This is a genomic window from Amycolatopsis sp. DSM 110486 (assembly GCF_019468465.1).
Lineage (GTDB): Bacteria > Actinomycetota > Actinomycetes > Mycobacteriales > Pseudonocardiaceae > Amycolatopsis.
In genome coordinates this window covers 10,715,586-10,729,963 of the sequence record NZ_CP080519.1, presented here as the reverse complement: position 1 = coordinate 10,729,963, position 14,378 = coordinate 10,715,586, and the positions used below count along the sequence as shown (strand labels likewise).

Below are 14,378 nucleotides of genomic sequence, written 5' to 3'. Positions count from 1 at the left end.
CTTACGAGGGTATGTTGTATGCAGCATCCGCTCGCCTGCGACGGAGGTCAGTGATGACGACAGTCGACGAGCCCGCCACGGCGGTGCGCACGGTGACCACGACGATCGACGGCCACTCCGTGACGGTGCCCGAGGGAACCAGCATCTACAACGCGGCGCAGCAGGCCGGCGTGGACATTCCCGTGCTGTGCCACAACGAACGCTACGACCCCGTCGGCGTCTGTCGGATGTGCGTGGTCGACACCGGCGGCCGGGTCTTCGCCGCCGCGTGCGTGCGCCCGTGCGAGGACGGCATGGAAGTCAAGACCAGTACGCCCGAGCTCGAACGCAACCGCGCGACCTTGACCGAGCTGCTGCTGTCGGACCAGCCGGATCGCGCCGAGGACCCCAAGCAGACCACGACCGGCGACAACCTGTTGCTCGAGCTGGCCGACCGGTTCGACGTCGCCAAGGAAACCACCGACCTGCCGTGCGGATCCGGGCGCGGCACGGACCTGTCCAACCCGGTCATCAGCGTCGATCACGACGCTTGCATCCTGTGCGACCGGTGCGTGCGGGCCTGCGACGACATCCAGGGCAACGACGTGATCGGCCGCTCCGGCAAGGGCTACTCGACGAAGATCGCCTTCGACCTCGACGACCCCATGGGCGCCAGCTCGTGCGTCACGTGCGGTGAATGCGTGCAGGCCTGCCCGACCGGTGCGCTGACCAACAAGGCGATCAACCTCATCCCGATCCAGCCCCGCGAGCAGCTCGACGCCGTCGACAGCGTCTGCCCCTACTGCGGGGTCGGCTGCGCGCTGACCTACTACGTCGACCGCGACCGTGGGGCGATCTCCTTCGCCGAAGGCCGGGACCAGCCCGGGTCGAAGAGCCGGCTGTGCGTGAAGGGCCGCTACGGCTGGGACTACGCCGCCTCACCACAGCGGCTCACCACGCCGCTCATCCGCATCGACTCGTCGTACCCGAAGGGCCCGCTGTCCGCGGACGTGCGGGGTGACGCCGAGAACGACCGCGGGCGCGGTGGAGGCGGTGGAAACCGCAGCGGTGGCGGCCGGAGCCAGAAACGCGGGCGCGACGGCCGGCGCAAGCCGGGCGGGCTCGTCGACTACGACGAGGTCATGCCGCACTTCCGCGAGGCGACCTGGGACGAGGCACTCGACCTGGTCGCGCGGCGGCTCAAGGAGATCCACGCGACCGGCGGGCCGGGCGCGATCGCCGGGTTCGGCTCAGCGAAGTGCTCCAACGAGGAGGCTTATCTCTTCCAGAAGCTGATCCGGGCCGGTTTCGGCACGAACAACGTCGACCACTGCACGCGGCTGTGTCACGCGTCGTCGGTCGCGGCGCTGTTCGAGGGCGTCGGCTCGGGCGCGGTGTCCACGACCTACGGCGACGTGGCCAACGCGGACATCGTGATCATCACCGGGTCCAACCCGACGGCGAACCACCCGGTCGCCAGCTCGTTCTTCAAGCAGGCCCGCCGCCGCGGCACCAAGATCGTGTACGTGGACCCGCGCGCCAGCACGGTGGCCGAGCACGCCGACTACTACTGCCAGGTCAAGCCCGGCACCGACGTTGCGTTCTACAACTCGATCATGTACGAGGTGATCCGCCTCGGCCTGATCGACCGCGAGTTCATCGCCGAGCGAGTGTCCGGCTACGAAGAGCTCGCGCGCACGGTCGCCGAGTACCCGCCGGAGCGCGCCGCGCAGATCACCGGCGTGGACGCGGACCTGATCCGCGAGGTCGCCCGCGAGTGGGGCGAGGCGGGCGCGGGCGTCATCTACTGGGGCATGGGCATTTCCCAGCACACCACCGGCACCGACAACGCTCGTTGCCTGATCGCCTTGTGCTCGATCACCGGCAACGTCGGGCGGCCCGGCGCCGGCCTGCACCCGTTGCGCGGCCAGAACAACGTGCAGGGCGCCTCCGATGCGGGCCTGATCCCGATGTTCTACCCGGACTACCAGGGTGTGGACCTCGACGGCACCCGGAAGCGGTTCGAGCAGGCGTGGGGCACGGAGCTGGATCCGAAGCGCGGGCTGACCGTCACCGAGATCATCGGTTCCGTGCTCAAACCCGGTGGCGTGCGCGGGATGTACATGCTCGGGGAGAACCCGTTCCTGTCCGACCCGAACATCAACAAGGTCCGCAAAGCGTTGGCAGCGCTGGACTTCCTGGTCGTGCAGGACATCTTCCTCACCGAGACCGCCGAGTTCGCCGACGTGATCCTGCCCGCGTCGTCGTACCTGGAAAAGGACGGCAGCTACACCAACACCGACCGGCGGGTGCAACTGGGCCGCAAGGTCATGGACCCACCCGGGCAGGCGAGGGTCGACTGGGAGATCGTGCAGGACATCGCCCGGCGGATCGGCCTGGACTGGACCTACTCGGCGCCCGGCGAGATCTTCGACGAGATGGTCGCGCTGATGCCCTCGTACAAGAACCTGCGCCACGACAACCTCGGCCTGTCCGGCAAGCTCTACCCCAACGCCGATCCGGAGCACTCCGACGGCACCGTGGTGCTGTTCGACGAGCGGTTCAACACCGACGACGGCCTGGCCCACCTCGTCGCCGCGCACTGGCTGCCCGCCAAGGAACTCCCGGACGCGGAGTACCCGTTGGTGCTCAACACCGGCCGGCTGCTGGAGCACTGGCACACCGGGTCGATGACCCGGCGCTCGTTCGCGCTGGACTCGATCGCTCCGATTGCGGAGGTGTACATGCACCCGAAGGACGCCGCCGACCGCGGCTTGGCCCACGGTGAACGGGCCCGCGTGCGGTCGCGGCGCGGGGTGATCGAGCTGCAGGTGCGGATCTCGCACCGCGAACAGCTCGGGAACTGCTTCATCCCGTTCCACTTCCGGGAAGCGGCGGCGAACCTGCTGACCATCGACGAGATCGACCCGTACGGCAAGATCCCCGAGTTCAAGTTCTGCGCGATCCAGGTCGAGGCCCTGGGCGCGGCGCACACGGAATCCGTCACGGCAGTGGGAGTCGCGGAATGACCTTGATTCCCGAGCGGGTACCCGGTGTCGAGGCGCGGGCGGGCAAGTTCCCCGGCCCGTCGCTGATCCCCGCGCTGAACGCGATCCAGGCGCGGCTGGGCTGGCTGCCGCGCGAGGAGCTGGAGGAGCTGGCGCGCGATGTACGCCGGCCCCTTTACGAGATCGAGGGCCTGATCTCGTTCTACCCGCACTTCCGCACCACGCCGCCGAAAAAGGTGCAGATCAGCGTCTGTCACGACCTGTCGTGCTGGCTGCGCTCGGGCGAGGACAGGATCGCGGCGATCAAGCGCCAGTACGGCGAAGACACCGACGTCGAGCTGGTCGAGGTCTCGTGCCTGGGCCGCTGCGACGCCGCGCCCGCGGCCGCGGTGAACGAGCACCCGGCGCCGGTGTCCGAAGTGGACACTTTGGTCACCGCCGCGCGCGGCGGGGGCGTCGGGCACGCGTCGGCGGCGCGGCGCGAGGAACCGTGGCCGAACGACCCGTACCCGGGCGGCTCCGGTGTGGGCGATCGCTATCGCTCGTTGCGTGCGTTGCTGGCCGGTGAGATCAGTCCCGAGGCCGTGGTGGCGACGCTGAAAGACTCCGGGCTGCGCGGCATGGGCGGCGCCGGGTTCCCGACCGGGCAGAAGTGGAGCCTGGTCGCGGGTGCCCAGCCGGGCACGGTGAAGTATGCGATCTGTAACGCCGACGAGTCCGAGCCGGGCACCTTCAAGGACCGGCAGATCCTCGCCGAGCAGCCGCACCTGGTGCTGGAAGGGCTGCTCCTGGGCATGGCGGTGGTCGGCGCCGAGCAGGGCTGGGTGTTCATCCGGCACGAGTACGGCCCCGAGGAACACGTGCTGCGCGAGGAGATCGATGCGCTGCGCGAGGCCGGGGTGATCGGCCCGGACGCGTGCGGCAGCGGGCGCCGGTTGGAGCTGGACATCTTCGTCTCGCCCGGCGGCTACATCCTCGGCGAGGAGACAGCGCTGCTCGAGTGCATGGAGGGCCACCGCGGCGAGCCCCGCAACAAGCCGCCGTTCCCGGGCAACTACGGCCTGCACGGCCGCCCGACGCTGATCAACTCCGTGGAAACCTTCGCCGACGTGCCGGTGATTCTGCAGCGGGGCGCGGACTGGTGGCAGTCGCAGGGCGTCGGCGACTCGACGGGCTGGAAGTTCTTCGCCGTTTCGGGGCACGTGACCAGCCCGGGTGTCTATTGCGTGCCGATGGGCACCACCGTGCGGGAGCTGATCGACACCGCCGGTGGCGTGCTCGACGGCGCGGCCGTGGGCGCGGTCCAGCCGGGCGGGGCGTCGTCCAACTTCATCGGTCCCGACCGGCTCGACCTGCGGCTGGACTTCGCGTCGCTGGCCGAGGCCGGCACGATGCTCGGTTCTGGCGCGCTGGTGGTGCTGGCGGAGGGCACCGACCTGCTGGCCGCGTCGACGAACGTGCTGCGGTTCTTCCGCAACGAGTCGTGCGGCAAGTGTGTGCCCTGCCGGGTCGGGTCCACCAAGGCGCACACGCTGCTGAGTGGTGTGCTCGATTCGGGCTCCGAGCTGGACGACGCCGGACGGGGGAAGGTCCTGCAGCTCGAAGAGGCCATGCGCAAGACCTCGATCTGCGGGCTCGGCCAGGTCGCGCTCGGGCCCGTGGTGTCCGTGCTGGGCTTGGCCAAGGGCGGCGCCGCGGCCCGTCCGCACCCGAAGCCCGAAGGCGCGAAGGACCAGCCGGATCGGTGAGCGGACGCGAGTTCTTCACCACCCGCACCGTCGCCGAGGCCCTCGCGGGGTTCCGCCCTTCGCACCGCACCGCGGTCGAGACGGTTGCGTTGGCGGCGGCACTGCACCGGGTGCCGGCCGGGGACATCCCGTCGCCGCACGCCCTGCCCGGCTTCGTCAAGTCCACAGTGGACGGATTTGCGGTCCGGGCGGCGGACACCTACGGCGCCTCCGACGGCCTGCCGTCCTACCTCGACCTGCTCGGCGCGGTGCGGATGGGTGCGGCGCCCACGGTGCCCGTGCACCCGGGCGGCTGCGTGGCGATTCCGACCGGCGGCGTGCTTCCCGAGGGGGCGGACGCGGTGGTGATGGTCGAGTTCACCGCCGAAACCATGCCGGGCACGATCGAGGTCACCCGGCCGGTCGCGCCGGGCGGCGGGCTCGTGCGCGCCGACGACGACGTGGCCGCCGGCGGGTCGCTCGTTCCGGGTGGCCGGCCGCTGCGTGCCCCGGACCTGGGCCTGCTGGCCGCCGCCGGCGTGGTGACCGTGTCGGTGCACGCACGGCCGCGGGTCGTGATCATCTCCACCGGCGACGAAGTGGTTCCGCCGCAGACCTCGTCGCTGAGCGCGGGCCAGGTGCGTGATGCCACGGCGTCCGCGTTGGCCGGCTTGGTGCTCGACGCCGGTGGTGAACCCGTGCCCGGCGGCATCGTGTCGGACGAACCCGGAGCGTTGAAGGACAAGCTGACCTCGGTCCTGCCCGGGGCGGATCTCGTGGTCGTGTCGGCCGGGTCGTCGGTCGGGGCCCGGGACGAGACCGCGGGCGCCGTCGCCGCGGTCGGCGAGGTGTGGTGTCACGGGCTGGCGATCAAGCCCGGGAAGCCCACGCTGCTGGCCGAGTGCGCCGGGGTTCCGGTGATCGGCCTGCCGGGCAACCCGCTGTCCGCGCTGGTGGTGTTCGGGCAGATCGGGATTCCCCTGCTGTGGCGGCTCAGCGGCTGCGAGATCCCGCCGGCCCGGCCGTCGACGCGGGCGCGGCTGTCGCGAGACCTGGCCTCGGCCGCCGGGCGGCTGGACGTGGTGCAGGTGCGCGTACGTGACGGCGTCGCCGAGCCGCTGTTCGGGCCGTCGGCGCTGCTGTCGGTGCTGACCCGGGCGGACGGGTACGTGGTCATTCCGGAGCCGGCGACCGGGCTGGACGGCGGCCTGGACGTCGATGTCACGCTGTACGCATGAACAGCCCGTTCATCTCCGACGTCCCCGCCGCCCAGGCCCACGACGCCTGGCGGGAAGCGCGGGCCGCCGCCGGGTGCCCGGCCCGGGTCGAGGCGATCCGGGTCCCCGTCGGTGCCGCGGTGGGCCGGGTCACGGCGGAACCGGTGTGGGCGCAACGGTCTTCGCCGGCGTTCGACTCGTCCGGGATGGACGGCATCGCCGTGCGAGCGGCCGACACGGTCGGGGCGTCGGAGACGACGCCGGTGGTGGTGACGGACTTCGAGGTCGTCGACACCGGCGACCCGCTGCCGCCCGGGTACGACGCGGTGGTCATGCGCGAACACGTCCACCACACACTCGACGGTGCCGAACTGCGCACGGCGGTGCCGCCGTACCAGCACGTGCGCTCCATCGGCGAGGACATCAGCGCCGCCGAGTTGTTGTTGCCGGAGGGCCACCGGCTGCGCCCGGTAGACGTCGCCGCCAGTGCCGCCGCAGGCGTCATCGAGCTGTCCGTGCGGCGGGCGCCGATCGTGGTGATCATCCCGACCGGCGACGAGATCCGGCCGATCGGGACCGAGCTGCGGCCGGGCGAGATCGCCGACACCAACTCGGTCATGTTGGCCGCGCAGGCCCGCGAGGCCGGCTGCGACGCGCGGGTCACCGCCATCGTCGCCGACGACCCGGCCGCCATCACCGCCGCCGTGCGCACAGCCGCGTGCGCAGCCGACCTGGTCATGCTCATCGCGGGATCCAGCGCGGGCCGCGACGACTACACCGCCCGCGTCGTCGCCGAAGCCGGAACCGTTGCCGTGCACGGAGTCGCGGTGCGGCCCGGGCATCCCGTGGTGCTCGGGACGGTGACGGGCGAGAAGGGCACGCCGATTCTCGGTGTCCCCGGCTATCCCGTCTCCGCGGCTCTCACCTTCGACATCTTCGCCGCGCCCCTGCTGGCCGAGCTCGAAGGTGCCGCACCGCGCGAGCGGCCCTCGACGACCGCGCGGCTCGCCCGGAAACTGCCGTCGGTGGTCGGGATGGACGACTGGGTGCGCGTGCGCCTCGGCCGCGTACGGGACCACGTCGTCGCGACCCCGCTCCCGCGCGGTGCCGGTGTGCTCACCTCCCTCGTCCGCGCGGACGGGCTGCTCGTCGTCCCGGCCGGCGTCGAAGGACACCACGCCGGCACCGAGGTCCGGGTGGAACTGCTGCGCGGGCTCGCCGAGATCGACCGCACCATCGTCGCGATCGGCTCGCACGACCTCGTCCTCGACCTCGCGGCCTCGGCGTTGCGCGCCACCGACCCGCTGGTGACGCTCGCGTCCTCGAACGTCGGCTCGCTCGGCGGCCTGGTCGCCCTGCGCGACGGGCTCTGCCACCTCGCCGGCTCGCACCTGCTCGACCCGGCCACCGGCGAGTACACCCTGCCCTATGTGGAGCGGTTGCTCGGCGACGACGCCGCGGTGATCCGGCTCGTCCACCGCGACCAAGGCCTTCTCGTGGCGCCCGGAAACCCGCTGGGCCTCAAGGACGTCGACGACCTCACGCGTCCCGGCGTGCGCTACGTCAACCGCCAGCGCGGCGCCGGCACCCGCGCCCTGCTCGACCACGAACTGGGCCGCCGCGGCATCGATCCCGCCGCCATCCCCGGTTATGCCCGGGAGGAACACACGCACCTCGCGGTCGCCGCCGCGGTCTCCGCCGGCCGCGCCGACACGGGGCTGGGCATCCTCGCCGCGGCCCGAGCCTTCGGCCTCGACTTCGTGCCTGTCGCGCAGGAACCCTACGATCTCGTGATGCGCGCCGCGGACGTGTCGCACGACCTGCTGGCTCCCCTGTGGACACTGCTCGCGGACCCGGGCTTCCGAACACGCGTCGAGGGGCTCGGCGGCTACTCCTGCGCTCAGACCGGCGAACGTATCCGCTGACTCAGGATTTTGCGACCCGCGAGCTCGGGGACCCTTTGAAGCAGCGACGACGTTCTCCGGCGTCTTGCGCCGGGGCTTCGCCAAGGGTCAGCGCAGATGTGACCCTGCCGTGGGACGTAACCGCAGCTGTTGCATGGGCAACCCGGCGCTGTGCTCGAGAACTGGCAGCACGTGCTCACACCATCCGGCCGACGCGGCGAGGCGGGTGTGGTGGGCGCGGTAGGCCGCATCATCGTCGAAGCAGTTGATCCACACGACGACGTTCTCCTCTCGCAGGGGCAGCGCCGGGAAGTTGTTGACGGACGGATCGGTGACGAACACCGCGATGGGCACGCCGCCGGCCGCCACGAGTTCGGGGAGGACAGAGTCGAGGACGAACGCGCGGAACGGTTCATCGATCGGCCGGCCGCGATGGACGACGGTAACGCCGACCACCGAGCGTGGCTGTGTGGCGGAATCGCGAGCTGTACCGAACCGCGGATACCCGTCGGCCAGCCGAAGCGGGTTCAGCAGCAACGCGTTGTCCGAGTCGACCATGGTGGCGTTCGCCCGGTCCCGATGCGCCTGCCACACCGGCCCGCCGTAGAAGGCCGGCAGGCTCGCACCGCGGGCGGCCATCGAGTCGAAGCCGCGCAACCACACGAACCGGTCCGGGTCGTCGAGATCGCGGAACTGTCCGACGACGTGGATGCCGACGTCTTCCTGGCCGTCGACGAAATAGCTGTCGAACAGATCGATCAAGGTGTCGCGGCGACCGGGCCGGAGCGTGTACTGCCGCAGGTCGACCACTTCGGAGCGCGGGATGCCCGTCACTTGGCTTCCCGGGTGAAGCGCATCTCCCAGTTGTCCACCCACGTCGTGCCGCCGTCGACGCTGAAAGCCTGCCGCCAACGCGCGGTCGTGTCCGAGATCTCGGACCACACGAACCGCACTCGCACCGGCCGGCCGTCCACCTCGTCGGTGCCGTAGAACGTCCCGACGCCGTCGGTGAACCGCCCTCGCACCGGTGGCTCGAGCCGTCCGACCCGGTTGTTCACCCAGTGGATCGTCCAGTCCTTCCGCTCCTGGTCGTACGTGCGGATGGTGAAGCCGTAGTGGCCTGGCTCGGCGAGGGACACCTCGTCGACGTGGATCGCTCCACCGTGATGGGTGTGCGCGTTCGTGATGCCCTCGAATTCGATCCAGTCCGAAGTGCTGTCGAGCGGTGAGCTCAGCCGCCGGTGCCGCACCTGCCAGGTTCCGGTGAAGAAGTCGAAGTCGTAGGCGGGGCGCCGCTCTGTCTGCGTCATGCGAGCAAGTCTGCTGGCCAACGCTGACACCGTATGGCAGCTTTAGTTCGATGAACCAGTCCGGCGTCCGTTCCGGGCGCCTGCTCTCGATCCTGCTGCTGTTGCAGGCGCGCCGCACCGCCACCGCCCGCGAACTCGCCGCCCACCTCGGCGTCTCGATGCGCACCGTGTACCGCGACGTTGAGGTGCTGTCCCAGATGGGCGTCCCCCTCTACGCCGAGAACGGTCGCGGCGGCGGCTACCGGCTGGTGGATGGGTACCGCACCACGCTCACCGGCCTGACCTCGCAGGAATCTCTGGCACTGTTCCTCATCGGACTCCCGGCGCCGGCGGCCTCACTCGGACTGACCGAACAGGCCCGCTCGGCCGAGGCGAAGCTGCTCGCCGCCCTCGGACCCCGTCACGAAGAGCGAGCGAACCGGCTACGCGATCGCTTTCTGCTCGACCTGCCCGCCTGGTACAGCTACGCGACCACCCCCGCGGCTCTGCCCGCGCTCGCCGACGCGCTGCTGACGAACCGGCGGGTGCACGTGAGCTACTGGCGCTGGGCCGAACCACGCGAAGTGCGCCGGACCCTCGATCCGCACGGCCTCGTCGTCAAGAACGGCGTCTGGTACCTCGTCGCCGCCGACCGCACCCGCGGCACCACGTCACCACTGCGGACCTACCGGGTGAGCAACATCCTGGAACTCCGCACCGAGGACGTGACATTCGAGCGGGTCACCCCATTCGACCTCGCCGAGTTCTGGCAGCACCACCTGACCGACTTCGATCGCCGGCGCCTCACCGCGACAGCGCACATCCGGGTCGCTCCCGAACTCGTCGCACAACTGCCGGACCTCAGCGACAGCAGCCTCGCCGACGCCCTCCGCCACGGCTCTCGCGACGAGCAGGGCTGGGTACTGGCGGAACTGCCGATCGAATCGGCAGCGAAAGGCGCGGTACAGCTGATCGGGTATGGCAGCGATATCGAGGTGGTGTCACCACCTGAGCTTCGCACCGCGCTCGTCGCCTTGGCCAAGGCCGTGCTGAAACAGTACGCAAACGGTTCTGGCCCACGCTATCCGCTTCACCATAGGTTCGCATGACGTCCGAAGGTTGACGCACGACCAGTGGCGCGCCGGGAAGATCGCTGCGTATGGTTGTATTTTTTGACTGTATTGAAAAATGATCAACTGCTAGTGTATTCCATGCGGGGCAAGGGAAATCGGTAAGACCAAACCCGAATTGGCCGTTCACATGGTCACCCGGGCGGCTGGCCGTAAACGGTGAAGACCTGTGGGGCCGACTTGACCCGGAGGCGGACCGGCGGACCGGCGGCCCGGGTCACCCGGCGTTCGGCTTCGGCGTGCACCAGTGCCTCGGCCAGAACCTGGCCCGAGTAGAGCCGACAGAAGTGTTCCGGCGGCTGTTCCGCCGCATCCCGTCCTTGACAGCTCAAGCAGCCTGGCAGGGGAGAGGTCCGCGTCGTGCCTTCGCCGCCCTCGCTGACATCGATCCTTCAAGCACGGCGCCCGCCGCGCAATGCGCCGAGTGGGCTGGGCACTGGGTAGCGGTCGAGGTCGCCGGTTCTGCTCGGACACAGCCGGACAGAACGAGAAGGGCCCCACGCCAGTTTTCGCTGGTCGCGGGGCCGGTTTGCGCCGGTGGCTGGACGACCTCGAGCTCACCCGGCAGGTCATCCGGGTCCGCCGCGGCGAGTACGTGCACACCGTGTACCTCGACGCCGTCACCGCAGAGCTAGTCACTGCCTGGCTCACGGAACGCGTCGTCGACGATCGTCCCGAGTAACCGGTCTTGGACGCCGACCGAGCGACGGGTTCCCGTGTCAGCGCACACCAGATTCCGCGAACCCGTTCACTTTGGCGTTCGATCTGCTCGACGAGACGGTCCTTAGGCCGCGGTGGCGGATTGTAGGGCCGTCTTCCACCGCCAGTAACGGACCACGGACCGCCCCTTCGGTCGTCGCGGTTGGCCGATCAGGTCAGCGCGCACCGCAGGACGATCTCGCCGTCGTCGATCTCACCGGTCGGCTGGAAGCCGAAGCCCCGGTAGAACGGCCATGGTTCGCCCTTTCCTGGTTGGTAACTGGTGAATAGTTCGGTGCCACCGTCCGCCCTGACCAGTTCGATGACTTTGGCCAGCGCGGCGCGCCCGTAGCCGCGGCGTTGGAACTGCGCTCCGACGAGCAGTCGCCACAAGACGTACGAGCCGGCCACGCCGCGCGTGCCTGGGGACACCGCCCAGTTCAGCATGACGAAACCGACGGGCACGTCGTCCGCGTACACAGCGCGATACCAGGGCGACAGCTGTGGTTTCTTGCGTGCCTCCTTCAGTGACTTCTTCACCGATGCGACGAACTTCTTCTGGTCCGGCCGGACACGCACGGCGCATACCTCGTCGCGGTTGTCGTCGGTGATTTCACGCAGTTCGACGTGTGCGGTCACCTGGCCATTATCGCGGTCCGGGGTCCGCCAGTCTTGCCATCCGCCAGTCCCCATGCGAGAGGGGTGAACGTAGGTCGGGGTCGTTGGTCTTCACGCCGGCGCCGAGCACGGCCGAGCCGATGGTGATGACCAGCGTGGCCGTGACGCCGTCGAGGGGCCGGCCGGTCGCCGTCGCGCGCCACTGGTTGACACAAGATCGGCCCCCGACCGAGTTGCGCCTGGTCAGGGGCCGGTTTGTGCTGGTGGAAAGGGGTGCCCCCGGAGAGATTCGAACTCTCACTGGACGGGTTTTGAATCCGTTGCCTCTGCCAGTTGGGCTACGGGGGCGAGCGCGACGAACTTTACGCGATCACCGGTGACGCGCGTGTGGCGGGGCGGGGTGTCGCGCCCGCCACTTCGTGGTGAACGCCATCTTGGGAACTGGATCGTTCCCGGTAGGCTGACCTTTCGCGGGTCACCGCGAGTCAACCGTCCCGCCGAGCCTTCAGGAGGACCCCGGTGACCGAACAGGCTACCGAGGCCAACGGTGCCGCCACCGTGCCGCAGCGTCGGGTGCTCGTCGCCGAGGACGAGGCGCTCATCAGGCTCGACCTGGTCGAGATGCTGCGTGAGGAGGGCTACGAGGTGGTCGGCGAGGCAGGCGATGGTGAAGAAGCCATCAACCTGGCCACCGACCTCAAGCCCGACCTCGTCATCCTCGACGTCAAGATGCCGAAACTCGACGGCATCGAGGCGGCCGCCAAGATCACGAGCGACCGCATCGCGCCGGTCGTCATCCTCACCGCGTTCAGCCAGCGCGACCTCGTCGAGCGGGCCCGCGACGCGGGCACGATGGCGTACCTGGTCAAGCCGTTCGCGAAGCGTGACCTCGTGCCGGCCATCGAGCTGGCCGTGAGCCGCTTCTCCGAGCTGCAGGCGCTGGAGGCGGAAGTCGCGGGCCTCACCGACCGGCTCGAGACCCGCAAGGTCATCGACCGCGCGAAGGGCCTGCTGATGAGCCGTCAAGGCCTCACGGAGCCGGACGCGTTCCGGTGGATACAGCGCACCGCGATGGACCGCCGCACGACGATGAAGGCGGTCGCCGAGGCCGTGGTGGAGAGCATCGGCTAGGCCTCACCCATCCGAGTGGCAAAACGGGCGTGACCAGGGGGTCGCGCCCGTTTTGGTGTGGTCTTCCGTCGCTCTGCGCGGTGCAAGAGGGCAAGTTTGCTACCTTCGAGTCTGATCATGGCTTGCCGCCCCTTCATCAGCCGAGTGGAGTCCCTAGACTGCCAACATCGATCTGGCCGCACGTCAAGTGCTCCGATCGAGGTGCCATCCGAGTACTCAGTGTCATCACCCGGTTGTCATATTGCGACAATCGGGTGGATAACGTCCATTACTGCCGGTGACGACCGTCACGATGTGGATACAAGACCGTGGGTAACTCTGTGCAACACCTCACGGGGCGGCTACTTTCAGCGGCCAGTCAGTTCCCACATAGGGACGAGCCGTTCGCTTCGAACGGTTGGTTGGCATTTGGAGGAAGAGTGCAGAGAGCACGACTCACGAAGATCATCGTGCTGGCGGCTGCGGGGGCCATCTCCCTGAGCGCGTGCGCGGCGCGTACCGACAGCGGTTCTGGCGGAAACGACAGCGGAGCCCCGCAGGCGGCAGCGCCTTCGGCCGCCGCGGACGCCGCCGACCCCGCGGGCGACGGCAAGGCGCAGTGTTCGCCGACCTCCATCGCCTACGCCGGCACCATCAACGGCGCCAACGCGGCCCTCGGCATCAACATCCTGAACGGTGCCAAGCTCGCGGTCGACCAGCACAACAAGGCGAACCCGGGCTGCCAGGTCAAGCTGGAGCAGTACGACACGGAGGGCACGCCCGACAAGGCGCCCGGCATCGTGACCCAGATCGTGAACACGCCGGGGATCATCGGCGTGGTGGGCCTCCCCTTCTCGGGTGAGTCCAAGGCGGCCGGCAACATCTTCAACACCGCCGGTCTCGTCACGGTCACCCCGTCGGCCACGAACCCGACGCTGAGCGAGAACGGCTGGAAGACCTTCTTCCGCGGTCTCGGCAACGACAACACGCAGGGCCCCGCCGCCGCGAAGTTCATGACCGGTGACCTCGCAGCCAAGAAGGTCTGCGTCATCGAGGACGACTCCGACTACGGCACCGGCCTCGCCGCCTCGACGATCAAGGCCCTCGGCCCGGCACTGTCGTGCCAGGACAAGGTCAAGACGAAGCAGACCGACTTCTCGGCCGTGGTCAACAAGATCAAGGCCAACGCGCCCGACGCGGTCTTCTACTCCGGCTACTACCAGGAAGCCGCTCCGTTCGCGCAGCAGCTGAATGACGCCGGCGTCACCGCGAAGTTCGTGGGCCCGGACGGCGTGAAGGACGACGAGTTCGTGAAGGGCGCCGGCGAAGCCGCTGCCAACGCGTACTTCACCTGCCCGTGTGTGCCGGCGGACCAGTTCACCAAGTTCACCGACGCGTACAAGGCCGCCACAGGCAAGGACCCGGGCACGTACTCGCCCGAGGCCTACGACCTCGCGACGATCCTGCTGAAGGGCATCGACTCGGGCAAGACCACGCGTCCTGCGCTGCTCGACTTCGTCAAGACCTACGACGGCCAGGGCATCACGAAGCACTTCAAGTGGAACGACAAGGGTGAGCTGTCGTCGACCACCGTGTGGACCTACAAGGTCGAGAACGGGAAGATCGTCCGCAACACCGAGATCAAGTAGTTCCGGCTTCCGTTCCAGTTACCGGGGTGCGTGTCCGGCGGCTCGATC

The 14,378-nt window shown here is 69.2% G+C and carries 11 protein-coding genes and 1 tRNA gene; 8 read left to right on the top strand and 4 right to left on the bottom strand.

Annotation, left to right across the window (positions count from 1 at the left end):
- Positions 1 to 53: 53 nt before the first annotated feature.
- Genes fdhF through K1T34_RS51615 form a run of 4 tightly spaced genes read left to right on the top strand, consistent with a single transcriptional unit; the run spans position 54 to position 7,856 of the window.
- Entirely contained in the window at positions 54 to 3,008 is a 2,955-nt protein-coding gene (gene fdhF, locus K1T34_RS51630) for a formate dehydrogenase subunit alpha (RefSeq protein ID WP_220242058.1), read from the top strand.
- Entirely contained in the window at positions 3,005 to 4,735 is a 1,731-nt protein-coding gene (locus K1T34_RS51625) for an NAD(P)H-dependent oxidoreductase subunit E (protein ID WP_220242057.1), read from the top strand. The genes fdhF and K1T34_RS51625 overlap by 4 nt, the downstream gene beginning before the upstream one ends.
- Complete coding sequence (gene glp / locus K1T34_RS51620; protein ID WP_220242056.1) at positions 4,732 to 5,952, top strand: gephyrin-like molybdotransferase Glp; 1,221 nt, start codon at positions 4,732 to 4,734, stop codon at positions 5,950 to 5,952. Before K1T34_RS51625 ends, glp begins: the two co-directional genes overlap by 4 nt.
- Positions 5,949 to 7,856, top strand: coding sequence for a molybdopterin biosynthesis protein (locus tag K1T34_RS51615; protein ID WP_220242055.1), 1,908 nt, complete (start codon positions 5,949 to 5,951; stop codon positions 7,854 to 7,856). Before glp ends, K1T34_RS51615 begins: the two co-directional genes overlap by 4 nt.
- A gap of 87 nt (positions 7,857 to 7,943) precedes the next feature.
- Here K1T34_RS51615 and K1T34_RS51610 read toward each other — a convergent pair whose 3' ends face one another.
- Together K1T34_RS51610 and K1T34_RS51605 are read right to left on the bottom strand one after the other, a co-directional pair.
- A complete protein-coding gene (locus tag K1T34_RS51610) occupies positions 7,944 to 8,669 on the bottom strand; it encodes an NIPSNAP family protein (RefSeq protein WP_220242054.1) in 726 nt (241 codons plus the stop codon).
- Positions 8,666 to 9,145: a hypothetical protein gene (locus tag K1T34_RS51605; RefSeq protein ID WP_220242053.1), complete on the bottom strand. Its 480-nt coding sequence runs from the start codon at positions 9,143 to 9,145 to the stop codon at positions 8,666 to 8,668. Before K1T34_RS51605 ends, K1T34_RS51610 begins: the two co-directional genes overlap by 4 nt.
- Positions 9,146 to 9,195: 50 nt before the next feature.
- Between K1T34_RS51605 and K1T34_RS51600 the strand changes: the two genes are divergently transcribed.
- Complete coding sequence (locus tag K1T34_RS51600) at positions 9,196 to 10,233, top strand: YafY family protein (protein WP_220242052.1); 1,038 nt, start codon at positions 9,196 to 9,198, stop codon at positions 10,231 to 10,233.
- A gap of 550 nt (positions 10,234 to 10,783) precedes the next feature.
- Positions 10,784 to 10,936, top strand: coding sequence for a hypothetical protein (locus tag K1T34_RS51595; protein WP_220242051.1), 153 nt, complete (start codon positions 10,784 to 10,786; stop codon positions 10,934 to 10,936).
- A gap of 188 nt (positions 10,937 to 11,124) precedes the next feature.
- Here the strand turns inward: K1T34_RS51595 and K1T34_RS51590 are convergent, their stop codons facing one another.
- Positions 11,125 to 11,592, bottom strand: coding sequence for a GNAT family N-acetyltransferase (locus K1T34_RS51590; RefSeq protein WP_220242050.1), 468 nt, complete (start codon positions 11,590 to 11,592; stop codon positions 11,125 to 11,127).
- A gap of 253 nt (positions 11,593 to 11,845) precedes the next feature.
- Positions 11,846 to 11,919, bottom strand: a tRNA-Leu gene (locus tag K1T34_RS51585).
- 171 nt (positions 11,920 to 12,090) lie between these two features.
- Here K1T34_RS51585 and K1T34_RS51580 point away from each other — a divergent pair.
- Both K1T34_RS51580 and K1T34_RS51575 read left to right on the top strand, forming a co-directional pair.
- Positions 12,091 to 12,702 carry an ANTAR domain-containing response regulator gene (locus K1T34_RS51580; protein WP_220242049.1) on the top strand — a complete coding sequence of 204 codons (612 nt, stop codon included), beginning with the start codon at positions 12,091 to 12,093 and terminating at the stop codon, positions 12,700 to 12,702.
- A gap of 449 nt (positions 12,703 to 13,151) precedes the next feature.
- Positions 13,152 to 14,330 carry a branched-chain amino acid ABC transporter substrate-binding protein gene (locus K1T34_RS51575; protein ID WP_220247859.1) on the top strand — a complete coding sequence of 393 codons (1,179 nt, stop codon included), beginning with the start codon at positions 13,152 to 13,154 and terminating at the stop codon, positions 14,328 to 14,330.
- Positions 14,331 to 14,378: the final 48 nt, after the last annotated feature.

Bases quoted from the DNA above. Each gene is read 5' to 3' on its own strand.
- fdhF (WP_220242058.1), top strand. From the start codon at position 54: ATGACGACAGTCGACGAGCCCGCCACGGCGGTGCGCACGGTGACCACG.
- K1T34_RS51625 (WP_220242057.1), top strand. From the start codon at position 3,005: ATGACCTTGATTCCCGAGCGGGTACCCGGTGTCGAGGCGCGGGCGGGC.
- K1T34_RS51615 (WP_220242055.1), top strand. From the start codon at position 5,949: ATGAACAGCCCGTTCATCTCCGACGTCCCCGCCGCCCAGGCCCACGAC.
- K1T34_RS51605 (WP_220242053.1), bottom strand. From the start codon at position 9,145: ATGACGCAGACAGAGCGGCGCCCCGCCTACGACTTCGACTTCTTCACC.
- K1T34_RS51600 (WP_220242052.1), top strand. From the start codon at position 9,196: ATGAACCAGTCCGGCGTCCGTTCCGGGCGCCTGCTCTCGATCCTGCTG.